The following is a 25,696-nucleotide window of genomic DNA, read 5'->3' as shown; positions in this document are numbered from 1 at the left end:
CGATCCCGCCGGCGGCGGCAGGTGCGCCGGGCTCTGCTCGCCACCCTCGTGGTGGGCTCGCTGCTGCTGCTGACCGGCGGCTGGGTGGGCTTCCGGGGCTGGCAGGCGCGGGCCCACCTGCTCAACGCCGCCGGCCTGGCCCGGGAGCTCAGCGCCCAGGTGGTCGGCGGCGACACCGCCAGGGCGCAGCGCACCCTCGCGGCGTTGCAGGAGCAGGCCGGCAGCGCCCGGGCGGCCACCGGCGATCCCGGCTGGTGGGTCGGCCGGCGCGCCCCGTTCGCCGGGGACAACCTGGCGGCCGTCCGGCAGATCTCGGTCGCGGTCGACGACCTGGCCCGCAACGCCTTCCCGCTGCTGCTGCGTGCCGACCTGACCAGCCTGGTGCCCGCGGGCGGGCGGCTGGACGTGGGCCGGCTGCGGACGCTCTCGGCCGAGCTGGCTCGGATCAACGCCACGGTGCAGGGCGCCCGGGACGGCCTCGCGGCGGTGCCCGGTGCCGGCCTGGTCGGCCAGGTCCGGCAGGCGCTCGCCGACCTGCGCGGTGAGATCGACCGGCTCGCCGGCCTGACCGCCGCCGCGGACCAGGCCAGCCGGCTGCTCCCGCCGCTGCTGGGCGCCGACGGCCCCCGCACCTACCTCGTGGTGTCGCAGAACCCCGCCGAGCTGCGGGCGACCGGCGGCATGATCGGCGCGTACGCCGTCATCCGCGCCGACGGCGGGCGGGTCCGGATGGGGCAACAGGGCACCAGCAGCGCGTTGGGCCTGTTCCAGCCGCCGCTGAAGGTGCCCACGGAGGTGCGCCGCCTCTGGGCCGACCTGCCCGGCATCTATCCGGCCGACGTCAACCTCACCCCGCACTTCCCGACCGCCGCCGCCCTCTACCGGGAGATGTTCCGGCGGCGTACGGGCACCACGGTCGACGGGGTGCTGGCGGTCGATCCGGTGGTGTTGTCGTACCTGCTCAAGGCCACGGGCCCGGTGATGGTTCCCGGCGGGGTCCCGCTGGCCGCCGAGAAGGTCGTCCAGACGGTGCTCAGCGACAGCTACCAGCGGATGGACAACGATAAGCAGGACGCCTTCTTCGCCGCCTCGGCCGCCGCGGTGTTCGACGCGCTGGTCACGAAGGAACTCGACACAAAGGGGTTATTGTCCGCATTTGACCGTGCTGTCACCGAACGACGGATATTGTTCTGGAGTGCCCGATCGGAAGAGCAGCGGATCATCGGCGACAGCCGGGTGGCCGGCGTGCTTCCGGAGAAGGACACCGTGCCGACGGTCGGCGTGTTCCTCAACGACGGCAGCGGCGCGAAGCTCGGCTACTACCTCCGGCAGACGGCGACCCTCACGGTCGGTGGGTGCCGGCCCGACGGGCGTCGGGAGCTCCGACTCCGGGTCACCCTGCGCTCGTCGGCACCGAAGTCGGGTCTCAGCAAGTCGGTGCTCGGCCTCGGTCTGGCTGGCGACCCGTACACCGCCCGCACGTTGGTGTCGGTGCACAGCCCGACCGGCGGGGCCGTGCTCACCACCCGCCTCGACAACGTCGAGACGGCGGTGGGCAGCGGCGCCGAGCGGCGCCGCCAGGTGACCACGGCGAATGTCGAGGTCGCCCCGGGAGAGTCCCGCACCCTGGAGGTCGCCGTGCTGACCGCGAAGACCGGCGTTGGCTCGGCCGAACTGTGGCTGACCCCCACCGCCCACCCATGGACCACCCAAGTTGTTTCCGCACCAAGCTGTGACCAGTAGGAGGGAACCAATCATGCGGCTATCCCGCATCATCATGGCGCTCGCGGTCGGTCTGGCCGTGGCGGCCATGCCAACCGCCGCGGGGGCTGCGCAGCCGCAGCCACAACCGTCGCCTAGCGAAACCCAACCGCCGCCCTACCCGCCTGGCCCCGCCACACTCGCGGTCAACCCGTCGACCGTCGTGGTCGGGCAGACGACCGCGCTGATCGGCAGCGGCTGGATGCCGGGCGAGACGGTCGAGATCACCGTCAGCACGTCGCCCCTGGCCGCTGGCGTTCCGGGCGCGGACCGGGCCCGCCGCAGCAACGGGGACACGATCGCGATGGTGCCGGTCTCATTCCACCAGGCACCCCAGCCGAACCCCCGCTACCTGGAGGTCACGGCCGACAGCGAGGGCAAGTTCCGTACCACCTACACGCCGCGCCACCACGGTACGTACACCTACCGGGCCGAGGGCGAGACGTCGAGGAGGGTGGCGACCGCGACGTGCGTCGTGCTCAAGAAGCACGAGACGCCGCTGCCCGTCACGGGTAGCAGCCTGAGCACCCCGATGAAGTTCGGCGGCGGTCTCGTCGGCGCCGGCGCGGTGCTCCTGCTGGTGTCGCTGGTGTGGCGCAAGCGCCACCGCTTCGGCGCGGGAACCGCCCGCTGACCTGTCGGACCTCCCCCCGGGCCTAGCCCGGCACCGCAGAACGGCTGGCGCCCGTCGGACACGTCCGACGGGCGCCAGCCCGCGTACACGCCCCGGCCCTCCCCGCGCCCCCTCCATCCTCGCGATCTTGCACTTTCTGCCCCCAGATTGCACTAATTGCCGCTTATTCAGGGGCGAGAAGTGCAAGATCGACGGCGGGAGGGGAGGGGAGGGTCGGGGCGGTTTCCGACCAAGGTTTCGTGTGGTCGCTCGTGCACCCCTTGGGGCAGGGGCCGGTCTTGTGGAGGGCTGTCCGGTGTGTCGGTCGTTGGTCTGGTGGGCGGTGGGTGTCGGTGGGGTGGGTGTCGGGTTTCGGGGTGTGACCGGGGGCATCGTGGGGGCGGAATCGTGGCCGCCCCGGGGTCGTTACACCATGCGTACGACCGAGCAAGGGCACGCCCCGCCCCTTCGGGTGGCTGGCCCGGGCCCCGGAATGATGGCGGGTCGCCGGTCGTTACACATGGTCCCGGCCGACGTGCAGGGCACCCCCCTTCGCCCCACGCGGCCGTTCTTGAACTTTGTTCATCCGAGCGCCGGACGGTGCTTGCACCCGCACAGAGCCGACCCCCTTTCGGTGTGTGGGTGCCAACCCCCGAATGGAGCGTCCCCCATGAACACGTTCATCCGTAACAGCGTTCTCGGTATCGCCGGTCTCGCGTTCGCCGGTGGTGTGGCCGCCGGCCCGATGACCGACAGCACCCCGACGGCTGTCGACACGACGCCCGTCACGGCCGTCGCGATGGCGCAGGCCGACAAGCCGGCCGGCGTGGACAAGGGCAAGCTGATCCCGCACGGTGTGCAGGGCGCCCAGTCCCGCATCGACCTGACCGACGAGCAGGTCGCCAACACCAAGGCGATCATCGCGGCGACGAAGAAGGCTGGTATGGACGAGCGGGCCGCCGTGGTCTCCATCGCGACCGCGTTGCAGGAGTCGAAGTTGGAGAACCTGGGTCACCTGGGTGACCGCAACGACCACGACTCGCAGGGCCTGTTCCAGCAGCGTCCGTCGAGTGGGTGGGGCACGGTCGAGCAGATCACCGACCCGGAGTACTCGACGACGGCGTTCCTGAAGGGTCTGAAGCAGGTCGACGGCTGGCAGGACATGCCGCTGACCGTGGCCGCGCAGACGGTGCAGGTGTCGGCGTACCCCGACCACTACGCCCAGTGGGAGCAGCAGGCCGCCGACCTCGTCACCGAGCACTGGAACAGCTGACCCTGAAGACTTTCCACCACAAGGGGGACCGCCGGCCGGCACCGAGCACATCGGTGCCGGCCAGCGGCACATCCACCACGACACACCACCACCCCACGGCCGGCACCCCACAGGGGCGCCGGCCGCCGGCATCCCCGCCACCAAATCTTGGACAGTTACCGCTCACACCCAACGACAACTGTCCAAGATCTCGGCGCGAGGAACGGCGAGCACGGCTGTCGCCAACGGCGGTGGCGCGTTTCGGAGGGAGTGCGAGAGCGGCCGGCCGACCTGTCGGTTTCAGATCAGGCCCTGTGCCAGCATCGCCTCCGCCACCCGGCAGAACCCGTCGATGTTCGCCCCGGCCATGTAGTCGCCGGGCAGCCCGTACTCCTCGGCGGTGGCCCAGCAGCGGTCGTGGATGTTCCGCATGATCGTGTGCAGCCGCTGCTCCGACTCGGCGAACGTCCAGGAGGCCCGGCTGGCGTTCTGCTGCATCTCCAGTGCGCTCACCGCGACGCCGCCGGCGTTGGCCGCCTTGCCCGGCGCGAAGCGCACCCCGGCCCGGCCGAGGATGCGCACCGCTTCCGGCGTGGTCGGCATGTTCGCGCCCTCCACCACCGCGACGCAGCCACCGGTCACGAGAGCCGCGGCCTCCGCCCCGCCGATCTCGTTCTGGGTGGCGCACGGCAGCGCCAGCTCGCAGGGCACCTCCCAGACGGTACGACCGGGGACCGCCACGGCGTGCGGCACGCGCCGGGCGTAGTCGTCGAGCCGGGCCCGGCGCTGTTCCTTCAGCTCCCGCAGCAGCTCCAGGTCGATGCCCCGCTCGTCCAGGACGTAGCCCGCCGAGTCGGAGCAGGCGACCACCCGCCCGCCGAACTGGTGCACCTTCTCGATCGCGTAGATCGCCACGTTGCCGGAGCCGGAGACCACCACCCGCTTGCCGTCGAGGCTGTCCCCGGCCCGCCGGAGCATCTCCTCAGCGAAGAAGACCGCCCCGTAGCCGGTCGCCTCGCGGCGCACCTGCGCGCCTCCGTACGCCAGGCCCTTGCCGGTGAGCACCCCCGACTCGTACCGGTTGGTGATCCGCTTGTACTGGCCGAACAGGTAGCCGATCTCCCGGCCGCCCACGCCGATGTCCCCGGCCGGCACGTCGGTCTGGGAGCCGATGTGCCGGTACAGCTCGGTCATGAAGCTCTGGCAGAACCGCATCACCTCCCGCTCCGAGCGTCCCTTCGGGTCGAAGTCGGCGCCGCCCTTGCCGCCGCCGATCGGCAGCCCGGTCAGCGCGTTCTTGAAGATCTGCTCGAAGCCGAGGAACTTCACGATCCCCAGGTATACCGACGGGTGGAAGCGCAGCCCGCCCTTGAACGGACCGAGGGCGCTGTTGAACTCCACCCGGAAACCCCGGTTGACCTGGATCCGGCCGTGGTCGTCCTCCCACGGCACCCGGAAGATGACCTGCCGTTCCGGCTCACAGATCCGCTCGATCACCTGGGCTTCGGCGTACTCCGGGTGCCGGGCCAGCGCCGGGCCGATGCTCTCCAGCACCTCGCGTACCGCCTGGTGGAACTCCGGCTCGCCCGGATTGCGGGCGATCACGCTGGCGAACACCGTCTCCATGGCCTCCGGCATGCCCACACGTCCCTTCGCTCAGCGGTCGTGACCCCCGTTGCCCGCCACCCCGGGTACCCACCAACCGTCCCGGGATACGGGGCGGACCCCCTTCCGGTTCACTGGTCGTCGAGAGCCTCGGACTGGACGCCCGCACCACGCTCGACGCCTGTGCCGGCAAGACCCGCGCCCCGGGTGGGCCCGTCGCCCGGCTGAGCGCCGCCGGGCCCCGACTCACCGGCCGTGCCGGCGGTCGCCCAGCACCAGGTCGGACAGGAGCGCCTCCGACGCGGCGGAGAAGGGCTCCCGCCGGGCGGCGACCGCCCGGCGGGTCTCCTCGGCGACCAGGTCGGCATTGATCTGCGCCGCCGCGACGGTGCCCGCCGCGGCGGCGGCACCGACCTGGGCGGCCGGATCGGTGACGTTGCCGGCGACCCACACGCCGGGCACCTCGGTGCGGCCGGTCGCGTCGGCGGGGACGTGCTCACCGACGCCCGCCGGGTGTTCCGCCGGCCGCAGCCCCAGCGACGCCAGGAACCCGGCGCGGGCCACCATCCGCGACGAGACGGCCAGCGCCTCGCGGCCGACCAGCCTGCCGTCGCTCAGCCGTACGCCGCCGAGCCGGTCGTCGACGACCTCCAGGGACGCGACCTCACCGGCCACCACGCGGATGCCCCGGGCCGCCAGTTGCTCCGCCTGCTCGGCGGTCGGCGGCAGCCGGTGCGAGAAGAACGTGACGTCGGGGCTCCACTGGCGGAACAGCAGCGCCTGGTGCACCGACAGCGGCCCGCTCGCCAGCACGCCGATCGCCCGGTCGCGCACCTCCCACCCGTGGCAGTACGGGCAGTGGATCACGTCCCGGCCCCACCGGGCTCGCAACCCCGGGACCTCGGGCAACTCGTCGACCAGCCCGGTGGCCACCAGCAGCCGGCGGGCACGGACGCCGCGGCCGTCGGTCAGCGTCACCGCGAACCCGGCGCCGTCGCGGGTCACCGCGTCGACCTCGCCGGTCACCACGTGACCGCCGTGGCCACGGACCTCCGCCCGGCCCCGCTCCAGCAGCTCGGCCGGTCGGATCCCGTCCAGGGCCAGCAGCCCGTGCACCCCTTCGGCCGGGGCGTTGCGCGGGGCACCCGCGTCGAGCACCGCCACCGAACGCCGCGCCCGGGCCAGCGTCAGCGCCCCGCTCAGTCCCGCGGCGCCCCCGCCGATCACCAGCACCTCGTAGTCGGCACCCAGTTCGTCGGTCATCGTGACCACCTCCCGCGACCACCATGCGCGCCGGTCGGCCAGAGTGGCAAAGCTTGTTGCCGGCATGGCAAACTGGCGGCATGGAGAACGGCTTCGACCAGGCACTCGGCGCGGTCGGGCCCCGGCTGCGCGCGCTACGGCGGCAGCGGGAGACCACGCTGGCCGACCTGTCGGCGGCGACCGGCATCTCGGTGAGCACCCTGTCCCGGCTGGAGTCGGGGAGCCGCCGACCGACCCTCGAACTGCTGCTCCCGCTGGCCAGGGCCCACGGCGTCACGCTCGACGAACTCGTCGACGCCCCGCCCACCGGCGACCCGCGCATCCACCTGCGCCCGGTCACCCGCCACGGCATGACCATGCTGCCGCTGACCCGCCGGCCCGGCGGCATCCAGGCGTACAAGCTCGTGATCCCGGGCGGCGGCCGTCGGGCGGAGCCCGATCCGCAGACCCACGAGGGGTACGAGTGGCTCTACGTCCTCAACGGGCGACTCCGCCTCGTCCTCGGCGACCAGGACATGGTGCTCGTGCCGGGCGAGGCGGCCGAGTTCGACACCCGCGTACCGCACTGGTTCGGGGCGGCCGGGGCCGAGCCGGTCGAGTTCCTCAGCCTGTTCGGCAGGCAGGGCGAACGCGCGCACCTGCGAGCCCGCCCCAGAAACCCGCGACCACCCGGCTGACCGCGGGACCCGGCGGTGCCAGCGGAGATCGACACCGCCGGCGGCCTCGCGGTCGACGCCGGGGGCAGCGGGGGAGCGGCCGGGCGGGGAGGATGGCGGGGTGGAACGGCTGTGGGGTGAGCAGCAGGGCGTCGTCGTACTGCCGAGTGGGGCGACGGTGCGGGGCCGGCGGATCGCCGACGCGGCGTCGCCCGCCGACTTCGCCCTGCTCCTGGCGACCGGCCCGACGCCCGACTGGCAGCACCGGCGGATCCGGTGGCCCGACTTCTGGATCCCGGTCGACCGGGCGGACGCGGTCGACGCGCTGACCGAGGCCCTGCGCCGCGCCCACGACGGCGAGCGGGTGGAGGTGGCCTGCCGGGGCGGCACCGGGCGCACGGGCACCGCGCTGGCGGCGCTGGCGATCCTGGACGGGCTGCCGGCAGGGCAGGCGGTGGACTGGGTGCGCGCCGCCTACCGGCCGAAGGCCGTGGAGACTCCCTGGCAGCGCCGCTGGCTGCGCCGCCTCAACTGACATGTCGCCGGGCCGCCGGCCCCACCCGTGCGTGGGGCCGGCGGCCGGTGGTTCAGCGGTCCACGTACTCGCGCAGGTGGCGGGCGGTCAGCGTGTCGCCGTGGGCGACCAGCTCGGCGGGGGTACCGGTGAAGACGACCCGGCCGCCGTCGTGCCCCGCCCCCGGCCCGAGATCGATCAACCAGTCGGCGTGCGCCATGACCGCCTGGTGGTGCTCGATGACGACGACCGTGTTGCCGGCGTCGACCAGCCGGTCCAGCAGGGCGAGCAGTTGGTCGACGTCGGCCAGGTGCAGCCCCGTGGTCGGCTCGTCCAGCACGTACGTGCTCCCGCTGTCGGCCATCCGGATGGCCAGCTTCAACCGCTGCCGCTCGCCTCCCGAGAGCGTGTTGAGCGGCTGGCCGAGCGTCAGGTAGCCGAGCCCGACGTCGACCAGCCGGTCGAGGATGGCCCGGGTGGCGCCGCCGGGGAAGAAGTCCCGGGCCTGGATGGCCGACATCGCGAGCACCTCGCTGATGTTCCTGCCGCGCAGCCGGTAGGTGAGCACCTCGTCGGTGAACCGCCGCCCCTCGCACCGTTCACAGACCGAGGCGACGCCGGCCATCATCGCCAGGTCGGTGTAGACCAGGCCGAGGCCCTTGCAGTTCTGGCAGGCGCCCTCGGAGTTGGCGCTGAACAGCGCCGCCTTGACGCCGTTGGCCTTCGCGAAGGCGGTGCGGATTGGGTCCAGCAGGCCGGTGTAGGTGGCCGGGTTGCTGCGCCGGGAGCCCCGGATCGGGGACTGGTCGACGACCACCACGCCGTCGCGGCGGCGCAGCGAGCCGTGGATCAGCGAGCTCTTGCCGGAACCGGCCACCCCGGTCACCACCGTCAGCACCCCGAGCGGGATGTCGACGCTGACGTCCCGCAGGTTGTGCAGGTCGGCGTTGCGGATCGGAAGGTGGCCGGTGGGCCGCCGGACGTCCTCGCGCAGGCGTACCCGGTGGTCGAGGTGGCGGCCGGTGAGGGTGTCGGAGCGGCGTAGCCCCGCGACGTCCCCGGTGAAGCAGACCCGGCCGCCGGACGTGCCCGCCCCGGGCCCGAGGTCGACCACGTGGTCGGCGATCGCGATCGTCTCGGGCTTGTGCTCGACGACCAGCACCGTGTTGCCCTTGTCGCGCAGCCGCAGCAGCAGGTCGTTCATCCGCGCGATGTCGTGCGGGTGCAGACCCACGGTCGGCTCGTCGAAGACGTACGTGACGTCGGAGAGGCTGGAGCCGAGGTGGCGGACCATCTTGACCCGCTGCGCCTCGCCGCCGGAGAGGGTGGCGGACTCGCGGTCCAGGCTGAGGTAGCCCAGGCCGATCTCGACAAGCGAGTCGAGCAGGTCACGCAGGTTCTCGACCAGCGGTGCCACGGAGACGTCGTCGATCGCACGGACGAACGCGGCCAGGTCGCTGATCTGCATCGCCGCGCACTCGGCGATGTTGCGCCCGGCGATCCGGGCGGACAGGGCCGCCTGGTTGAGCCGGGCGCCGCCGCACTCGGCACAGGTCGCGAAGGTGACCGCCCGATCGACGAACGCGCGGATGTGCGGCTGCATCGACTCGCGGTCCTTGGCCAGGATGAGCCGGCGTACCTTGACGGCCAGCCCCTCGTACGTCCAGTTGTTGCCACCCATCTTGATCTTCGTGGCCGGCTTGTGGAGGAAGTCGTGCCACTGCTCGGGCGTGTAGTCCTGAAGCTTCGTGTCCGGGTCGAACAGGCCCGACCCGACGATCGTCTGCCAGTACCACGAGTCGACGGCGAAGTTGGGCACCTTGATCGCCCCGTCGTTGAGCGAGCGCTCCACGTCGACCAGTTCGTCGACGTCGAGGTCGGAGACCCGGCCGAGCCCCTCGCAGGTCGGGCACATGCCCTCGGCCAGGTTGAAGCTGAACGCGCCGGCCCCACCGATGTGCGGGGTGCCGAGGCGGCTGAAGACGATCCGCAACATCGCGTACGCGTCGGTCGCGGTGCCGACCGTGGAGCGCGAGTTCGCGCCCATCCGCTCCTGGTCGACGACGATGGCCGCGCTCACGTTACGCAGGGAGTCGACGTCGGGCCGGCTGAGGCTCGGCATGAACGACTGGAGGAAGGCGCTGTAGGTCTCGTTGATCAGACGCTGTGACTCGGCGGCGATCGTGCCGAAGACCAGGGACGACTTCCCGGACCCGGAGACGCCGGTGAAGACGGTCAGCCGGCGCTTGGGAATGTCGACCGAGACGGCGGCGAGATTGTTCTCCCGGGCTCCGCGTACCTCGATCATGTCGTGACTGTCGGCGGCGGACCGTGCTGGCTGTTGCATGAGGACCCTTCGCGAGAGCGTGGGCGGCGTCCCGCCCGAATGGCGTCTACGGAGGCCAGGCCGCCTTCAATCATCTCATTCACGTCCCCGTAGAGGGTTTTGCGTCATTCTCCGACCCCGATCGTTCCGCCTGCCCGGAAAAGTCTCAAACCACGTGGAAGGCGATAGGGTGGCCCGGTGGTGGATCTGGGGCGGCGTGCCGGGCGATGGCGGGCGGTGGACGTCGCGGCGACCGCCGGGATCTCCGTGCAGCAGGTGCGCAACTACGTCGATCTCGGCGTGCTGCCACCTGTCGAACGCACCCCCGCCGGCTACCGCGTCTTCACCGACACGCACGTGCGGGCCCTGGCCGTGACCCGGCGGATGGCCGAGGGGCATGGCTGGGCGCGTACCCGGGAGGTCATGGCCGCGGTGCACCGGGGCGACCTGGCGGCGGCGCTGGCGGCCCTCGACGCCGGCCACGCCGAGCTGGACCGCGAGCGGGCCGACATCCGGCGGGTGCTCGGCGCGTTCGAGACGGTGGTGACCGGCCCGGCCGCCGTCCTGCCGGCGCGGCGGCGCGGAGTGCGCATCGGCGAGGTCGCCGACCTGGTGGGCGTCCGCACCTCGCAGCTACGGCTGTGGGAGCAGCGCGGCCTGCTCCGGACGGTCCGCGAGCGCGGCACCGGCTACCGGCTGTACGACGCGGCCGAGCTGCGCGCCGCGCAGGTCGTCGCGTTGCTGCGGCGCGGGGCGTACCCGTTCGACATCATCGCTGCCGTGCTGGCCGAGATGCGCACCACCGGCAGCGCCGAGCGGGTCCGGGCGGAGCTGGCCCGGCGGGAGCAGGAGCTGCACCGGCGCAGCCTGCGCCGGCTGCGCGCCTCGGCGGCGCTGCACGACTACCTGCGGCACCGCGACCCGGCGCTGCCGGAATGACTCAGCGCAGCACCAGCAGGTCGAGGTGGTCGACGACGGGGCCCGTCGCCGTGCCGGCCGCGGCCCGGAGCCGGGCCAGCCCCGCGGCGTACTCCTCGTCGGTGATCAATTGGAGCAGGGTGTGGGCCCGCCGGTCGAGGTGCGCGGCGGCCTCGGCCAGCGACGCCGCCGTGGTCTGCGCGACCGGCTCGACGGTGCTCACGGTGAACCCGGCCGTGGCGAACACCGCGCGTACCCGGGCCAGGTCCGGGTACGTATCGAGTACCCGTACCGCCTCCGGGAACCAGCGGAACAGCGTGATCCGCTGGTGCCGGCCGGGAAACGGCGAGCGGATCAGCACGGGCGCGCCCGGGCGGAGCACCCGGCGCAGCTCCCGCGCCGCCGCGTCGAGGTCGCCGATGTGGTGGATCATCGTGGACAGCCACGCCGCGTCCATGCAGGAGTCGCGCAGCGGCAGCGCGACGGCGTCGCCGGCGAGCAGCGGCCGGTGGCCGGCGCGGGAGCGCATCGCGTCGGCCGGCTCCACTCCCACGACCCGGGCGCCGAACCAGTCCGTGAAGGCCGCGGCCCATGCTCCGGTGCCCGCGCCGAGGTCGAGCACCGTGCTGCCGGTACGCGGACGCAGGTGCTGCTGCACCGCGTGCCGCCACCGTTGCAGGCCGTCGCGCGGCAGCTCCCGGCTGCGGGCGAAGGCCGCCGAGTCGGCGTCGTCGTAGGAGATCAGAGCCACGGCCACCACCTCGCCCACCGTCGCCGGGAGATCCGGGCGATCGTCACCGGAGTTGTAGTCGGTGGGTGACACCGTGGGCAACAGCTTGTGAGCCAACCGACTGGACGTGGATCGATGCCCGGTGCCGGTGGGTCACCAGTCGCCGTCGTCGTCGTGCCTCGACAGGTACGGCAGGCGGCCGTGCCCGGCCCACCACCGGGCCGCCGCGTGGGCCCCGTCGGCCACCATCGCCGGGAACTCCTCGGGCACCCGCCAGCCGAACGGGAACGAGTGCTCCTGCACCTGCTCGGCCATGAACTCCACCATCGCCCGGTCGTCGGCCGGCTCGGCCCGGACCCGGGTCGAGCCGCGCTCCGTCGAGGTGACGACCCACCCGCCGTCGGTCCGTCGCTCGGCGGCGAACCTCGGGTCGTGCTCCCAGGCGAACCGGTCCTCACCCAGCTCCACGCCGTCGAAGCGGGCACCCCAGACGCGGGTGTCGCGCAGCAGCCGGGCCACGCCGACGGGCTCCCAGTCGACGCCGAAGCGGCTGACGAGCGCCACCCGGAGGACCGTCCGGCACGGATAGGGACGCTCGCACTCGGCGCAGGGCGTACCGGCGCCGGCGCGGGGTTCGTGCGGCGCGAGCACCTGGCCGAGCAGGAGCTGGTGTACGCCGACCGGCTCGCCGGGCCGCTTGAGCTGCGCCAGGTGCCACAGCAGGAGGAGGTGGAAGCGGCGCGCGTCGTCAGGACCGGCGAAGGGAGGTACGGGGATGCCCGGCATGGCGACGACCATGCCACACGCTGTGGAGGTGATCCAGAAGAGTTCCGGCGTGCGGGTCGGTGGTCACGATCGCGGCCGTCCTGCTCACGGCCATGGTCATGGTCGTGGCGTGAGCGTGAGCAGGACGGCGGCGTCCGTGACGGCGTGCAGCGCGTGCCGAGACTGCGGGATCACCACCAGGTCGCCGGCGTGCCCCTCCCAGGACTCGTCACCGGCCATTAGCCGCACCTGCCCCACGAGCACCTGCAGCGTCGCCTCGCCCGGGTTGTCGTGCTCGTCGAGGGAACGGCCGCCCCGGAGGGCGAGCAGGGTCTGCCGCAGCCGGCGGTCCCGGCCGCTGTGCAGGGACCGGGCGCCGCGACCGCTGTCCGCCTTCCGCGCGGTGGCGAGCAGGTCGTCGGCGAGGCGGGTCAGCGAGATGGCTTGCATGGTCGTCCCTCCGGAAAATCGGAACATCGGCTACCGCTTTCAGCCCCAGTCTCCGCCCCCGGGCACCCCTGCTGGCAGGGTCGATGGTCCCGGCCGACGGGCGGCGCCTGGCCTCTCGCGCGGGGCCGACCCCGACCGTCCGCCATGATCACGCCACGTCATGGAAGTCGTCCCCTCGGCGAGCGCACGAGGCCACACTTTCCCGGAAGTAGTCCGAACCTCGCATCGGGGTGCGGGTGTGGGCTCCCACTGCCGGTGGCCGGGGAGCAGAGTAGCCGTGCTCGCACAACGGAGCCCACGACTAGGGTGCGGGGCATGAAGGTTCGGCTGCTGGCGGCGACGGCGACCGCAGTTCTCCTGGGCGCCACTGCGCCTTTCCCCGCGGCGGCCGGTCCCACCAGCCGCGCCGCCTCGCTGACGCCCGCGGCCGGTGCCGTTCCGTCCATGTCCAGTGCCGTTCCGTCCGCGTCCGGTGCCGTTCCGTCCGCGTCCGGTGCCGTTCCGTCCGCGGCCGGTGCTGCTCCGGCGGTGCCCTGCCCCAAGGCGCCCGCGCCCGTCGTGTCCCGCCCGCCGCGCCCGTCGCCACCGCCGGGCGTACCGCAGGACCGGGCCGTGGGCGGGCCGGAGCTGGCCACCGCCGGCCTGGTCGTCCCCGCGGGGGTCGCCCGACCGCCGGCGGTCACCGCGACCTCGTGGTTGGTCGCCGACCTGGACAGCGGCCAGGTGCTGGGCGGCTGCGGCCCGCACGAGTACGGCACGCCGGCCAGCGTGCAGAAGCTGCTGCTGGCGGCCACCATGCTGCCCCGACTCGACCCGAAGCAGGTCGTCACCGTCACCGCGGGAGACATGGACATCGAACCGGGCTCCTCGGCCGTCGGCCTGGTGCGTGGTGGCCGCTACCGGATCGAGACCATCTGGCTCGGGCTGCTGCTCCAGTCCGGCAACGAGGCGGCCAACGCGCTGGCCCGGCTCGGCGGCGGACCGGCCGGGATGGCCGGTGGCGTGCGGGCGATGAACGAGGAGGCGCACCGCCTCGGCGCCCTCCAGACACACGCGGTGACCCCGTCCGGCCTCGACGGGCGGGGCCAGTTCACCAGCGCGTACGACCTGGCGTTGATCGCCCGGGCCTGCTTCGCCGACCCGACCTTCCGGCGGTACGCGCTCACCGAGACGCACCGTATCCCCGCCCAGCCGGCGCTTCGGACCAAGGGTTTCGAGATCCAGAACGAGAACCAGCTCGTCTACCGGTACCCCGGGGCGCTCGGCGGCAAGACGGGCTTCACGGACCTCGCCCGGCACACCTACGTCGGAGCTGCCCAGCGGGGCGGACGGCGTCTCGTGGTCACGTTGCTCGGCGCCGAGCCGCGGCCCGCGCGCGGCTGGGAGCAGGGCGCGGCCCTGCTCGACTGGGGCTTCTCGCTGCCCAGGGGTGCCGCCGTCGGCCGACTGGTCGAGCCGGGGGAGTTGAACGCCTCGGCGGCCGCCACACCGCCGGCCCCCGCGGCCACCAGCACCCCGCGTCCGGCTGCGGCCAGCGGCCCGATCGAGGACGGGCTGGCGGGCCGCTGGCCCACGGCCGCACTCGCGGCGGCGGTGGCGGCGCTACTGGCGGCAGGGCTGCTGCTCCGCCGCCGGCGAACGACCCGCCGCCGAAGCTGAACCGCAGCGCACGACGCACCGGGGCGTAAGGAAGGGCCCTTCCTTACCGGGTGGATCGACAACGGGCGGCGAGATCCATAGACTCCGGTCTTTCTGGTGCCACGAGTTCCGGGAGGATCCCCGTGTCGAGCGAACCCCGCCCGCACCCCGTTCCGACGTCGATCGAGGCATGCCGTCGACCGGCCCGTACGCTGCGCCGCCTCGCCGGGGTAGCGCTGGTGGCGGGCACGCTGGTCACCGGTGCCGGCGCCGCCGCGGTCGCCGCGCCCCCGGTGGGCGCCTCCGCCGACGACAGCCGGGTCACGCCCGGCCCGTGCGCCTACACGGCGACGCCCGAGGATCCGGCCGCCCGGCCGGTCCCGCTGCCGCCCGACCCACGCCGCACCCCCGACCGGGGCACGGTGCGCGTGACGCTGCGGACCAACCAGGGGCCGATCGGGCTGACCCTCGACCGGGAGGCGGCCCCCTGCACCGTGCAGAGCTTCCTGCACCTGACGCGGCACCGCTTCTACGACCGGACGTCCTGCCATCGGCTCACCGCGTATCCGACACTGAAGGTGCTCCAGTGCGGCGACCCGTCCGGCACCGGCTCCGGCGGCCCCGGCTACCGGTACGCCGACGAGCTGCCCACCGACCTGCCGCCCGCGCCCACCGACCCGACCGGCGTGCGCCGGCTCTACGCCCGGGGCACACTCGCCATGGCCAATGCCGGCCCGGACACCAACGGCAGCCAGTTCTTCCTGGTCCAGTCGGATTCGGCGTTGCGCCCCAACTACACGGTCTTCGGCTCGATCGACGCCGCCGGCCTGGCCACCCTCGACCGGATCGCCGCGGGTGGCATCGCCCCCACGGCCGAGGACCCGGCGCCGGTCGACGGCGCGCCCGCCCTGCCGGTGGACATCCGGCGGGCGGCCCAGCACCACCACCGCTGAGCCTGCGCCGGATCGCCCCCGCCGCCCTCGGACCGTCCCGGTCGTTCCGGGGGCGGCCGAGCGGATCGCGGGGCCGACGGCCACGCCCGGGCGACCAGAGCGGACCGGGCCCGGCCGCCCGGCCCCGCGATCTTGCACTTGCTGCCCGAACAAAGCCGACATATAGGCGTGAATAGGGGGCGGAAAGTGCAAGATCGCGGAGGAGGGGTGAGAGAGGTGGCGCCGAAAGGGGCCGCGGGCCCACCCGGCCCCGCGATCTTGCGCTTTGTGTCCGGGCGAAGCCGGCAGCTGCGTGTAAATGGGGGGCGCGAAGTGCAAGATCACGAGTGTCGGGAACTCGTCGGCCCTCGGCCTGGTGCTCCTGCCCGGCGGCGGTGCCGACGCCGGGATTTCCGGAACTTCCGGAACCCGATCGGGAGCGCCGGGCGCCGGCCGTCACGGCCGGCGCGGCGCCGCCGTGCTGTCCCGGACGACCAGGTTGGTGGCGAGTTCCACCCGGGGGGAGTCGATGCCCTCGCCTTGGGCCAGCCGCAGCACGGTCCGGGCGGCCAGCCGGCCCATCTCCACCAGCGGCTGCCGGACGGTGGTCAGCGGCGGTGACGCCCAGCGGGCCTCGGGCAGGTCGTCGAAGCCCACGACGCTGACGTCGTCGGGGATCCGCAGCCCGCGGCGGCGGACGGCCTCGTAGACGCCGAAGGCCATCTGGTCGCTGGCGGCGAAGACGGCCGTCGGCGGTTCGTCGAGGTCGAGCAGGGCGGTGCCGGCGGCGAAGCCCGAGGCGTGGTAGAAGTCGCCCGGCTGCACGAGCCGGTCGTCCACCGGCACCCCGGCGGCCTCCAGCCCGGCCCGGTGGCCGTCGAGGCGCGCCCGGCTGCACAGCAGGTGCGTGGGCCCGGCGACGAAGCCGATCCGTCGGTGCCCGAGCGACAGCAGGTGCTCGGTCGCGGCGAGCCCGCCCGCCCAGTTGGTGGCCCCGACGGTCGGCACGTCGGTGGCGGGCACGCCGGCCGGGTCGACGACCACCACCGGCACGTTGAGGCGGCGCAGCTGCGCGTGCAGCGGCGGGCTCAGGTGCGAGGTCACGAAGATGACGCCGTCGGTGGCTCGGGCCCGCAGGTTCTGCAACCACTGCCGTACGGCGGTCGACTGCCGGTGTATCGCGGATACCACCGTGCCGACCCCCGCGGTGTGCCCGACATCCTCGACCCCTCGGATGATCTCCACCGCCCAGGGGCTGTCCAGGTCGTTGAAGACCAGGTCGACCAGGCCGGCGCGGTTCACCGTGCGGCTGCCGCGGCGCTGGTAGCCGTGCTGGCGCAGCAGCTCCTCCACCCGCTCGCGGGTGTCGGGGGCCACGTCCGAACGCCCGTTGAGCACCCGTGACACGGTCGGCACCGAGACCCCGGCCTCCCGCGCGATAGCGGTGATGGTGATCCTGCGCCCGTCGTCGCCGTCCACCCGCGTCTCCTTCACCGGTCGGAAGGCCGACCGTACCCGTCACCACCGAAAAACGTCCGGAACGGCGGGGCCGCTCCACCGGCTCATCTTGCCCCACGATCGGGGGTTGACGACACGGCAGGTCGGTTCTAGCGTTCGGACAAGTTACGGAATTATTCCGGAAACTTGTCGGACGCCTTTCGGTCGTCGCGTGCAGGCGGCGACGTCCCCCACCACACCCCCACCACGAGAGGTCGATCATGACTGTACGCACGCGGCTCGCCCGGGCCGTCGCGCTCGGCGCCGCCCTCGCGCTGGCGCTGCCACTGGCCGCCTGCGGCGACGACCCGGCCGCCGGTCCGGACGAGATCCGCATCCTGGTGTACGGCGACGCCACCAACAAGGTCGAGACGCGGCTCGTCGAGACGTTCAACAAGACGTCGAAGGTCAAGGCGGTACTGGACACCATCCCCGGCGCCGAGTACCAGACCAAGCTCCAGACCATCATCAACACCAACCAGGCGCCGGACGTCTTCTTCAACTGGGGCGGCGGCAGCATCGCCCCGTTCGTCAAGGCCGACCTGCTGCTGCCGCTGGACGACATGATCGCCAAGGACCCGGGGTTGAAGGACAACTTCCTGCCCTCGGTCTTCAACACCGCCACCGTCGACGGCAAGGCGTACGGGGTGCCGATGCGCGGCACCCAGCCGGTCCTGCTGTTCCACAACAAGAAGGTCCTCGCCGACGCCGGTATCACGCCGCCGAAGACGTGGGACGACCTGCTGGCCGCCGTGAACACCCTGAAGGCCAAGGGGATCACGCCGATCGCCCTCGGCGGCGGCGACCAGTGGCCGACCCAGATGTGGTACCAGTACCTCTACGACCGGGTGGCCGGTCCCGAGCTGTTCGCCAAGGCGCTCGGCGGCGACAAGAGCGCCTGGGAGAGCCCGGAGAGCCGCCGCGCCCTCCAGTTGCTGCGCCAGCTGACCGACGCGAAGGCGTTCGGCACCAACTTCGACTCGGTCAAGTTCACCGACGGCGGCTCGCCCGCCCTGCTGGCCAGCGGCAAGGCCGGCTTCGAGCTGATGGGCTCCTGGAACTACTCCACCCACAACGACGGCAACCCGACGTTCGCCGCCAACGACCTCGGCTGGTCCGCGTTCCCGAGCGTGCCGGACGGCAAGGGCGACCCGCGCAACGTGGTGGGCAACACCAACAACTTCTACTCGGTGCTGAAGAAGACCCGGCACCCGGAGGCGGTCGCGGAGTTCCTCAAGCTGCAGTACTCCGACGACTTCGTCAAGGCGCAGCTGGAGATCGGCAACCTGCCCACCACCACCAACACCGAGAAGTTCCTCGACACCGCCGCCAACCCGGGCTACCTGAAGTTCCAGTACAACCTGGTCAAGGAGGCCCCGTCGTTCCAGCTCTCCTGGGACCAGGCGTACCCGCCGGCGGCGACCACGACCATCCACCAGGCGGTGCAGCAGTACTGCAACGGCCGGACGGACGCCGACGGCTTCATCAAGGCCATGCAGTCCCTCCAGGCGGGCTGACCGCAACCATGTCCACCACCCTCGCCGCCCCCGCCGTGCCGCAGCAGCGGCGGCGGGCCGGACGACGCCCGGGCGGCCCCACGGTCAGCCGCCCGGGCTTCGCCTGGGCCCTACCCGCGACCCTGTTCTTCGGCCTCTTCGCGATCGTCCCGCTGGTCCTGGTGGTCGTGCTCAGCTTCACCAGCTGGGCCGGGCTCGGCGATCCGGAGTTCGTCGGGCTGGCCAACTGGCAGCGGCTCGCCCGCGACCCCGTCATGCTCAACAGCCTGTGGCTGAGCGTCCTGCTCACCGCCCTCGGTGTGCTGGTGCAGACCCCGCTGAGCCTGCTGATCGGGGTGTGGGCGGCCGGGCACCAGCGCAACCGCGCGGTGCTGTCCGCGATCTTCTTCCTGCCGCTGCTGCTGTCGGCGACCGCCGTCTCGGTGCTGTGGCGGGCGCTGCTCGACCCGAACTTCGGGGTGCCCGGGCAGGCCGGCTGGCTCTTCGGCGACGGCAACCTCTTCGGCACCCGGACGGGCGCGATCGGGGTGCTGGTCTTCGTCAGCAGTTGGCAGTTCATTCCGTTCCACGCGCTGATCTACCAGGGCGCGGCCCGCGCCGTGCCGGCGGTGCTCTACCAGGCCGCCGAGGTCGACGGGGCCGGCCGGTGGGGGCAGTTCCGGCACGTCACCCTGCCGCAGCTGCGCAACGCCATGATCACCTCGGTCGTCCTCATGGTCGTCGGCGGGCTGACCATGTTCGACACCGTCCTGATCCTCACCCAGGGCGGCCCGGGCACCGACACCACCATCACCGCCTACTACATGTACGAGCAGGCGTTCCGCAGCTTCGACTTCGGCGCCGGGGCGGCCATCGCCCTGCTCCTCGTCGTCGTCGCCACGGTCATCTCGCTGATCGTGGTCCGGGCCTCCGGCTACGACAAGATGCGCAGCACGATGGAGGGCCTGTGACGCGCCGCCGCCCGAACTGGATCGCCGGGATCGGCGCGATGCTCTGGTTGCTGCTGGTGGGCCTGCCGATCTACGTCATGCTGGCGATCACCGTGCAGACCCGCGAGGGGTACGGCGCCAACGGCCCGATCGCCCCGCCCGACACCTTCACCCTGGACAACTACACCGGCGCCTTCGACGAGGGCTTCGGCCGGTACTTCCTCAACACCCTGGCGGTGACCGCGAGCGTGGTGGCCATCGTGCTGCTGCTCGTGCCGCCGCTGGCGTACGCCATCGTGCGCAGCCGCAGCCGGCTCACCTCGCAGGTGTTCCGGCTGTTCCTGCTGGGCCTGGCGATCCCGGCGCAGGCGGTCATCGTGCCGATCTTCTACCTGATCAGCGAGGCCGGGCTCTACGACAACCTGGTCGGCGTCATCCTGCCCACCGCGGCGTTCTCGCTGCCGGTGTGCGCGCTCATCCTCAGTGGCGTCATGCGGGACATCACACCCGACCTGTACGAGGCGATGGCCATCGACGGCGCCACCCCGGCCCGGGTCTTCCTCCAACTGGTGCTGCCGCTGTCGCGCGGCGGGATCGCCACGATCGCGGTCTTCTCCGCGTTGCAGGCGTGGAACGGCTTCCTGTTCCCGCTGATCCTCACCCAGTCCGACTCCACCAAGGTGATCACCCTCGGCCTCTACAACTTCCAGACCCAGTACGGGATCAACCTTCCCGGTCTGCTGGCCGCGGTCGTGCTGTCGATGGTGCCCGTCCTGCTCGTCTATCTGTTCGCCCGGCGGGCCCTGGTACAGGGGCTGATGGGCGTCGGAGGAAAGTGACCGACAACGTGACCCTCGACATCGGAACCGACGCCGCGATCTGGACGGACCCGACCCTCGACGTGGCGACCCGGGTGGACGCCCTGGTCGCCGCGATGACCCTGCCCGAGAAGGTGGCGCAGCTCTACGGCGTCTGGGTCGGCGCCGCCGCCGACGGGGGCCAGGTCGCGCCGTACCAGCACGAGATGGAGGAGCCGGTCGACCTGGACGCCCTGCTGGGCACCGGGCTCGGCCAGCTCACCCGCCCGTTCGGCACCGCCCCGGTCGACCCCGCGCTCGGCGCGCTGTCGCTGCTGCGGACCCAGCAGCGGATCGCCGCCGCGAACCGGTTCGGCATCCCGGCGATGGCGCACGAGGAGTGCCTGGCCGGCTTCGCGGCCTGGGGCGCCACCGCGTACCCGGTGCCGCTGTCCTGGGGTGCCACCTTCGATCCGGACCTGATCGAGCGGATGGCCGCCACCATCGGCGCCGACCTGCGCCGCGTCGGCGTGCACCAGGGGCTGGCCCCGGTGCTCGACGTGGTGCGCGACGCCCGCTGGGGGCGGGTGGAGGAGACGATCGGCGAGGACCCCTACCTCGTCGGCACCATCGCCACGGCGTACGTGCGGGGCCTGGAGTCCGCCGGGGTGGTGGCCACCCTGAAGCACTTCGTCGGCTACTCCGCCTCCCGGGGCGGCCGCAACCAGGCCCCCGTGCCGATGGGCCCCCGCGAGCGGGCGGACGTGATGCTGCCGCCGTTCGAGATGGCGATCCGCGACGGCGGCGCCCGGTCGGTGATGCACGCCTACACCGACACCGACGGGGTGCCGTCGGCGGCCGACGAGCAGTTGCTGACGGGCCTGCTCCGCGACGCCTGGGGCTTCGCCGGCACCGTGGTGGCCGACTACTTCGGCATCGCCTTCCTGCACACCCTGCACGGGGTCGCCGGCGGCTGGGCCGAGGCCGCCTCGGCGGCCCTCGCCGCCGGCGTGGACGTCGAGCTGCCGACGGTCAAGACGTTCGGCGAGCCGCTGCGCGAGGCGCTCGCAGCCGGCACGGTGCCGGAGGCGCTCGTCGACCGGGCGGTCCGCCGGGTGCTGACGCAGAAGGCGCAGCTCGGCCTCCTCGACGCCGACTGGAGCCCGGTGCCTGCCGCGCTGGCCGGGGCCGACCTGTCCGACCCGGACGCGGTACGCGGCACGGTCGACCTGGACCCGCCGGCCAACCGGGCGCTGGCCCGCGAGGTCGCCGAGCGGTCCGTGGTGCTGCTCGCCAACGACGGCGTCCTGCCGCTGCGCCGGCCGGCCCGGATCGCGCTGGTCGGCCCGCAGGCGGAGAGCCCCACGGCGGTGCTCGGCTGCTACTCGTTCCCCGCCCACGTCGGCCCCCGGTATCCCGAGGTGCCGGTCGGCATCGAGCTGCCCACCCTGGCGGCGGCGCTGCGCGCCGAGTTCCCCGACAGCGTCGTGGTCACCGTGGCCGGCGTCTCTGTCGACGGCGACGACACCGGCGGGGTGTCCGCGGCGGTCGAGGCGGCACGGGGCGCGGACGTGGTGGTCGCCGCCCTCGGTGACCGGGCGGGGCTGTTCGGCCGGGGCACCAGCGGCGAGGGCTGCGACGCCGAGTCGCTGACCCTGCCGGGGGCGCAGCAGCACCTGCTCGACGCGCTGCTGGACACGGGCACGCCGGTGGTGGTGACCCTGCTCGCCGGGCGCCCGTACGCGCTGGGCCGGGCGGTGCCCGAGGCGGCGGCGATCGTGCAGTCGTTCTTTCCCGGGGAGGAGGGCACCCCGGCCATCGCCGGTGTGCTCAGCGGCCGGGTCGAGCCGCAGGGGCGGCTGCCGGTCAGCGTGCCCAGGCGGCCGGGCGGTCAGCCGAGCACCTACCTGTCGGCGCGCCTCGGGCAGGCCAGTGACGTCTCCAACGTCGATCCGACCCCGGCGTACGGCTTCGGGCACGGCCTCGGCTACACCACGTTCGACTGGTCCGACCTGGTGGTCGACGAGCGGACGGCGGCCACCGACGGTGAGTTCCGGCTGCACTTCACGCTGCGCAACACCGGCTCCCGGTGGGGCGGCGAGGTGGTGCAGGTCTACGCCCACGACCCGGTGGCCTCGGTGGTCCAGCCGGTGCAGCGGCTGATCGGCTACCTGCGGGTGCCGCTGGAGGCGGGCGCGGCCTGCCGGATCGACCTGGCCGTGCCGGGCGACCTGTTCGCGTTCACCGGCCGCGACGGGCGACGGGTCGTCGAGCCGGGTGAGCTGGAGCTGCGACTGGCCGCGTCCAGCACCGACCACCGGCTCGTGGCGGCGGTCGCGCTGCGCGGTCCCGCCCGGCACGTCGACCACACCCGGCGGCTGCGCCCCCGGTTCGCCGTCACCCCGCCGGCCGGGTGAGCGATCGGGCGCCCGACGGCCCGTAGCCTGATAGACAGGGGTGTGCACAGGCCAGCCCGGAGCCGCCGGCGAGCCCCGTGGCGGGTCGGGGCCCGGGCCGTCGCGGCGGCCGTCGTGGTCGCGGCGCTGGCGCCCGGCTGCGCCCGGCCCGGGCCGGCGCCGGAGCCGTCGCCGCCGCGGTCGGCCCCGCCGGCGACGTCCGGGCCGGGCTTCGTCGTCCTGACCGACGTCGACCCGCGCATCCGCACCGACATCCGGTACGCCACCGCGCACAACTTCGTCGGCCGGCCGGTCGCCGGCTATCCCGAACCGCTCTGCCTGCTCACCCGCCGGGCCGCCGAGGCGCTGCGCCGGGTGCAGGACGCCGCCCTGACCCGGGGGCGCAGCCTGAAGGTGTACGACTGCTACCGCCCACAACGGGCCGCCGACGACTTCGTGAGCTGGGCGGGACAGCCCGGGGAGCAGCGGATGAAGGCCGAGTTCTATCCCCGGGTGGCGAAGTCCGAGCTGTTCGACCAGGGGTACGTCGGGGCGCCCACCGCGCACAGCCGGGGCAGCACGCTCGACCTGACCCTGGTCGACGTGCCGACCCCGACGCAGCCCCCGTACGCTCCGGGTCAGCCGCTGGTCTCCTGCACCGCCCCCCACGGCCAGCGGTTCGCCGACAACGGCGTGGACATGGGCACCGGCTTCGACTGCTTCGACCCGCTCGCGCACACCGACTCACCTCGGGTCACGGGGGTGCCTCGGGACAACCGGCGGCTGCTGCGGCAGTTGATGACCGACGGCGGCTTCGTCAACTACGACCGCGAGTGGTGGCACTACCGCTTCCGCGACGAGCCCTGGCCGGACACGTACTTCGACCTGCCGGTGGCCCGCTCCTCGGCCGAGCCGGGCTAGCGGCCCCGATCCGGCGGGCGCCGCGGGCCGGTCAGCGGTCGGTGCGCAGCGGCAGCCAGGCCAGCACGTCCTGGATCTTCGCGTCCCAGTACGCCCAGTCGTGCGTGCCGGGGGAGAAGTCCACGGTGACCGGGACGCCCCGCTCGCGGGCCGCCGCCACGAAGGTCAGGTTGTCGTCGTACAGGAAGTCCTCGGTGCCGCAGGCGACGTAGAGCGCGGGCCGGCCGGCGCCGGGCTCCCGGTCGAGCAGGGCGACCGTGTCGTCGTCGGTGCCGGTCACCGTGCGCTCGCCGAAGACGGTGTGCCAGACGCCCGGGTCGAGGGGCGCGGTCGGGTGGTGCCGGCGGGTGGTCACGTCGAGCGCGCCGGACAGGCTCGCGGCCGCCGCGAACCGGTCCGGGTCGCGCAGCGCCCACTTCACCGCGCCGTAGCCGCCCATCGACAGCCCGGCGACGAAGGTGTCCTCCCGCCGGTCGGAGAGCCGGAAGAACTCGTGGCACACCCGGGGCAACTCGGTGCTGAGGAACGTCCAGTACCGGTTGCCGTGCTCCTCGTCGGTGTAGAAGCTGCGCCCGGCCTGGGGCATCACCACGGCGAGGCCCAGTGGTGCCACGTACCGCTCGATCGACGTGCGGCGCAGCCAGATCGTGTCGTCGTCGCTGAGCCCGTGCAACAGGTAGAGCACGGGCGGGTCGCCGGCCGGGGCGCTGCCGGTCATGCCGATCTGCGACGAGGTCCGCTGCGGCAGGATCACCGTCATCGACGTGCTCATGCCGAGGGTCTCGGAGAAGAAGTCACAGCGCATCAGGGCCACGGCCGTCGACCGTAGCCCATTCGCGCGCGGTCGCCGGCCCCGGCCGGGGAAGCGCCGCGGCGGGCGGCCGGTGCCGGTCGCTCAGCCGGCCGGCTGGATCGTGGCCCCCAGCCGGGCGTCGAGCGCGTCGAGGTCGGGAACGAACCACACGTGGTCGGACCGGTTCGACTCGTGCACGAGGGCGCGCAGGGCCGAGCTGGTCTCGACGTGCCAAGAGATGTCGCCGACGACGACCAGCCGCCGCCGGTAGTTGACGAACTTCTGCATGATCTCGCCGGCGAAGCGGGTGCCGAGGGAGAAGAAGGACGGGTCGAGCCGGCTCGCGGGCACCGCCACCACCGTCGCGCCTAGGAAGGCCGCGCCGATGAGGTCCAGCGCGTCCTGCGCGGTGACCACCGGCGGGCCGGCCGGATCGCACACCAGCACCGGTACCCCGGCCCGCTCCTCGATCACGTCAGGCACCGTCGACCTCCCCGGTGAGCAGGCCGTTGTCGGCGCCGAGCACGGCGTCGAGCAGGTGCAGCAGCTCGGCGGTGGCCGAGGCCCCGCCGAGTATCACGATCTTCATGCGGTTTCGCTCCTCGTCGTGGACGGTCTGGACGCGCAGTGGCTGCACGGGATGGTGGGACGTGTTCGCCGCGGTCAGGACGAGCGTGCCCAGCCGGTCGGCGGAGGGCCGGTCGACGCCGTCGATCTGCACGATGCTCGACACCTCCGCCACCACGCCCCCGGCGGGCCGGGCCGGCCGGGGGCGGCCGGTCAGCGCGTCGAGGTCGGCGCGGGCGATCCGGTACTGCTTGCCGATCCGCACGGCCGGGAGCCGGCCGCTGCGGATGTAGCCACGCACAGTGCGCACGTGCAGGCCCAGCCGCTCCGCCACCTGCTCGACTGAGAACATCTCATCACTCATCGCTCCCCAACATACCCCGTTGAGGGAGTGATAGGGAATCTTGCTGCCTCATGCGTCCGCCCGGTGGGCGCGCCGAAAACTCCCTTGCGGCCACCTGCCCGTCCCGCCTACCGTCATCGGCGCAAGGTCAACCGATCGACCGCAGGGGAGTACGCCGTGTCGCAGCGCGCCCGCACCGACGCCACGTGGCTATCGCCGCGCGGCGGTGCCTCGTTGCCCACGGGCGGGAAATCCACAGGTCGTTGTCGCCCCGAGCAGGGCCGGCAGCCGGGGTGGTGGCGCGACTAGCGCCAGCGCGTACGCGCAGCCGCCCATCCCGTCGGGACCGGGCGGCTTTTTCGTCCACCCGGACCGACGTCCACCTCCACCCGTCACCGACCACGGCGATGATCGCCGGGGCGAAATCCCGGCCGGACGCCTCTCCGCCGGGTTCGATTCCCGGGCGGCCGTCGACCCTTCCGGCCGCGCCGACCCGGTGACGACCAGCCGACG

The 25,696-nt window shown here is 73.1% G+C and carries 23 protein-coding genes; 13 read left to right on the top strand and 10 right to left on the bottom strand.

What is annotated here, in order from left to right:
* Nucleotides 1–21: 21 nt before the first annotated feature.
* From ABZ809_RS14745 to ABZ809_RS14735, 3 genes are all read left to right on the top strand, one after another.
* Nucleotides 22–1,743 (top strand): DUF4012 domain-containing protein, encoded by a 1,722-nt coding sequence (locus tag ABZ809_RS14745; protein WP_357562982.1) that lies wholly within the window; start codon nt 22–24, stop codon nt 1,741–1,743.
* Nucleotides 1,744–1,756: 13 nt separating this feature from the next.
* Nucleotides 1,757–2,395 (top strand): hypothetical protein, encoded by a 639-nt coding sequence (locus ABZ809_RS14740; RefSeq protein WP_357562981.1) that lies wholly within the window; start codon nt 1,757–1,759, stop codon nt 2,393–2,395.
* A 649-nt stretch (nt 2,396–3,044) separates the two neighbouring features.
* Nucleotides 3,045–3,647, top strand: coding sequence for a hypothetical protein (locus tag ABZ809_RS14735; protein WP_357562980.1), 603 nt, complete (start codon nt 3,045–3,047; stop codon nt 3,645–3,647).
* A gap of 279 nt (nt 3,648–3,926) precedes the next feature.
* Here the strand turns inward: ABZ809_RS14735 and gdhA are convergent, their stop codons facing one another.
* Both gdhA and ABZ809_RS14725 read right to left on the bottom strand, forming a co-directional pair.
* Nucleotides 3,927–5,264, bottom strand: a complete 1,338-nt coding sequence (gene gdhA, locus ABZ809_RS14730) for an NADP-specific glutamate dehydrogenase (RefSeq protein WP_357562979.1) — start codon at nt 5,262–5,264, stop codon at nt 3,927–3,929.
* Between the two features lie 213 nt (nt 5,265–5,477).
* Nucleotides 5,478–6,494 (bottom strand): NAD(P)/FAD-dependent oxidoreductase, encoded by a 1,017-nt coding sequence (locus ABZ809_RS14725; protein ID WP_357562978.1) that lies wholly within the window; start codon nt 6,492–6,494, stop codon nt 5,478–5,480.
* An 80-nt stretch (nt 6,495–6,574) separates the two neighbouring features.
* Between ABZ809_RS14725 and ABZ809_RS14720 the strand changes: the two genes are divergently transcribed.
* Both ABZ809_RS14720 and ABZ809_RS14715 read left to right on the top strand, forming a co-directional pair.
* Entirely contained in the window at nt 6,575–7,171 is a 597-nt protein-coding gene (locus ABZ809_RS14720) for an XRE family transcriptional regulator (RefSeq protein WP_357562977.1), read from the top strand.
* A 100-nt stretch (nt 7,172–7,271) separates the two neighbouring features.
* Nucleotides 7,272–7,685, top strand: coding sequence for a protein-tyrosine phosphatase family protein (locus ABZ809_RS14715; RefSeq protein ID WP_357562976.1), 414 nt, complete (start codon nt 7,272–7,274; stop codon nt 7,683–7,685).
* A 52-nt stretch (nt 7,686–7,737) separates the two neighbouring features.
* Here the strand turns inward: ABZ809_RS14715 and ABZ809_RS14710 are convergent, their stop codons facing one another.
* Nucleotides 7,738–10,011, bottom strand: a complete 2,274-nt coding sequence (locus tag ABZ809_RS14710) for an excinuclease ABC subunit UvrA (RefSeq protein WP_357562975.1) — start codon at nt 10,009–10,011, stop codon at nt 7,738–7,740.
* Between the two features lie 177 nt (nt 10,012–10,188).
* On the opposite strand from ABZ809_RS14710, the gene ABZ809_RS14705 reads away from it, so the two are divergent.
* Complete coding sequence (locus ABZ809_RS14705; RefSeq protein WP_357562974.1) at nt 10,189–10,929, top strand: MerR family transcriptional regulator; 741 nt, start codon at nt 10,189–10,191, stop codon at nt 10,927–10,929.
* A gap of 1 nt (nt 10,930) precedes the next feature.
* Here the strand turns inward: ABZ809_RS14705 and ABZ809_RS14700 are convergent, their stop codons facing one another.
* From ABZ809_RS14700 to ABZ809_RS14690, 3 genes are all read right to left on the bottom strand, one after another.
* Nucleotides 10,931–11,659, bottom strand: coding sequence for a methyltransferase domain-containing protein (locus ABZ809_RS14700; RefSeq protein ID WP_357563044.1), 729 nt, complete (start codon nt 11,657–11,659; stop codon nt 10,931–10,933).
* 132 nt (nt 11,660–11,791) lie between these two features.
* Nucleotides 11,792–12,424 (bottom strand): hypothetical protein, encoded by a 633-nt coding sequence (locus ABZ809_RS14695; RefSeq protein ID WP_357562973.1) that lies wholly within the window; start codon nt 12,422–12,424, stop codon nt 11,792–11,794.
* 96 nt (nt 12,425–12,520) lie between these two features.
* Nucleotides 12,521–12,853, bottom strand: coding sequence for a cupin domain-containing protein (locus ABZ809_RS14690; protein ID WP_357562972.1), 333 nt, complete (start codon nt 12,851–12,853; stop codon nt 12,521–12,523).
* A gap of 444 nt (nt 12,854–13,297) precedes the next feature.
* On the opposite strand from ABZ809_RS14690, the gene ABZ809_RS14685 reads away from it, so the two are divergent.
* Complete coding sequence (locus ABZ809_RS14685; protein ID WP_357562971.1) at nt 13,298–14,512, top strand: D-alanyl-D-alanine carboxypeptidase; 1,215 nt, start codon at nt 13,298–13,300, stop codon at nt 14,510–14,512.
* A gap of 161 nt (nt 14,513–14,673) precedes the next feature.
* Entirely contained in the window at nt 14,674–15,444 is a 771-nt protein-coding gene (locus ABZ809_RS14680) for a peptidylprolyl isomerase (RefSeq protein ID WP_357563042.1), read from the top strand.
* 435 nt (nt 15,445–15,879) lie between these two features.
* Here the strand turns inward: ABZ809_RS14680 and ABZ809_RS14675 are convergent, their stop codons facing one another.
* The gene (locus ABZ809_RS14675; protein WP_357562970.1) at nt 15,880–16,902 is read right to left on the bottom strand and encodes a LacI family DNA-binding transcriptional regulator; all 1,023 of its coding nucleotides are present in this window, start codon (nt 16,900–16,902) and stop codon (nt 15,880–15,882) included.
* Between the two features lie 239 nt (nt 16,903–17,141).
* Here ABZ809_RS14675 and ABZ809_RS14670 point away from each other — a divergent pair, with 239 nt between their 5' ends.
* The 5 genes from ABZ809_RS14670 (at nt 17,142) to ABZ809_RS14650 (ending at nt 23,480) form a co-directional block, all read left to right on the top strand.
* A complete protein-coding gene (locus tag ABZ809_RS14670) occupies nt 17,142–18,437 on the top strand; it encodes an extracellular solute-binding protein (RefSeq protein ID WP_357562969.1) in 1,296 nt (431 codons plus the stop codon).
* A gap of 8 nt (nt 18,438–18,445) precedes the next feature.
* Complete coding sequence (locus ABZ809_RS14665; protein ID WP_357562968.1) at nt 18,446–19,387, top strand: sugar ABC transporter permease; 942 nt, start codon at nt 18,446–18,448, stop codon at nt 19,385–19,387.
* Nucleotides 19,384–20,205, top strand: coding sequence for a carbohydrate ABC transporter permease (locus tag ABZ809_RS14660; RefSeq protein WP_357562967.1), 822 nt, complete (start codon nt 19,384–19,386; stop codon nt 20,203–20,205). The genes ABZ809_RS14665 and ABZ809_RS14660 overlap by 4 nt, the downstream gene beginning before the upstream one ends.
* Nucleotides 20,202–22,580: a glycoside hydrolase family 3 N-terminal domain-containing protein gene (locus ABZ809_RS14655; RefSeq protein ID WP_357562966.1), complete on the top strand. Its 2,379-nt coding sequence runs from the start codon at nt 20,202–20,204 to the stop codon at nt 22,578–22,580. The genes ABZ809_RS14660 and ABZ809_RS14655 overlap by 4 nt, the downstream gene beginning before the upstream one ends.
* Nucleotides 22,581–22,694: 114 nt before the next feature.
* The gene (locus ABZ809_RS14650) at nt 22,695–23,480 is read left to right on the top strand and encodes a M15 family metallopeptidase (RefSeq protein ID WP_357563040.1); all 786 of its coding nucleotides are present in this window, start codon (nt 22,695–22,697) and stop codon (nt 23,478–23,480) included.
* A 31-nt stretch (nt 23,481–23,511) separates the two neighbouring features.
* Here the strand turns inward: ABZ809_RS14650 and ABZ809_RS14645 are convergent, their stop codons facing one another.
* The 3 genes from ABZ809_RS14645 to ABZ809_RS14635 all read right to left on the bottom strand — a co-directional run bounded on the left by ABZ809_RS14645 (nt 23,512) and on the right by ABZ809_RS14635 (nt 25,204).
* On the bottom strand, nt 23,512–24,294 hold the full coding sequence (locus ABZ809_RS14645) for an alpha/beta hydrolase family protein (RefSeq protein ID WP_357562965.1): 783 nt from the start codon (nt 24,292–24,294) through the stop codon (nt 23,512–23,514).
* Between the two features lie 81 nt (nt 24,295–24,375).
* On the bottom strand, nt 24,376–24,756 hold the full coding sequence (locus tag ABZ809_RS14640; protein WP_357562964.1) for a DUF4180 domain-containing protein: 381 nt from the start codon (nt 24,754–24,756) through the stop codon (nt 24,376–24,378).
* Entirely contained in the window at nt 24,749–25,204 is a 456-nt protein-coding gene (locus ABZ809_RS14635; protein WP_357562963.1) for a helix-turn-helix domain-containing protein, read from the bottom strand. The genes ABZ809_RS14640 and ABZ809_RS14635 overlap by 8 nt, the downstream gene beginning before the upstream one ends.
* Nucleotides 25,205–25,696: the final 492 nt, after the last annotated feature.

The sequence above is a fragment of the Micromonospora sp. NPDC047074 genome, from assembly GCF_040643815.1.
GTDB lineage: Bacteria > Actinomycetota > Actinomycetes > Mycobacteriales > Micromonosporaceae > Micromonospora.
Note: the sequence above shows the minus strand (reverse complement) of the source record. Positions and strands in the feature narration are given on the sequence as shown.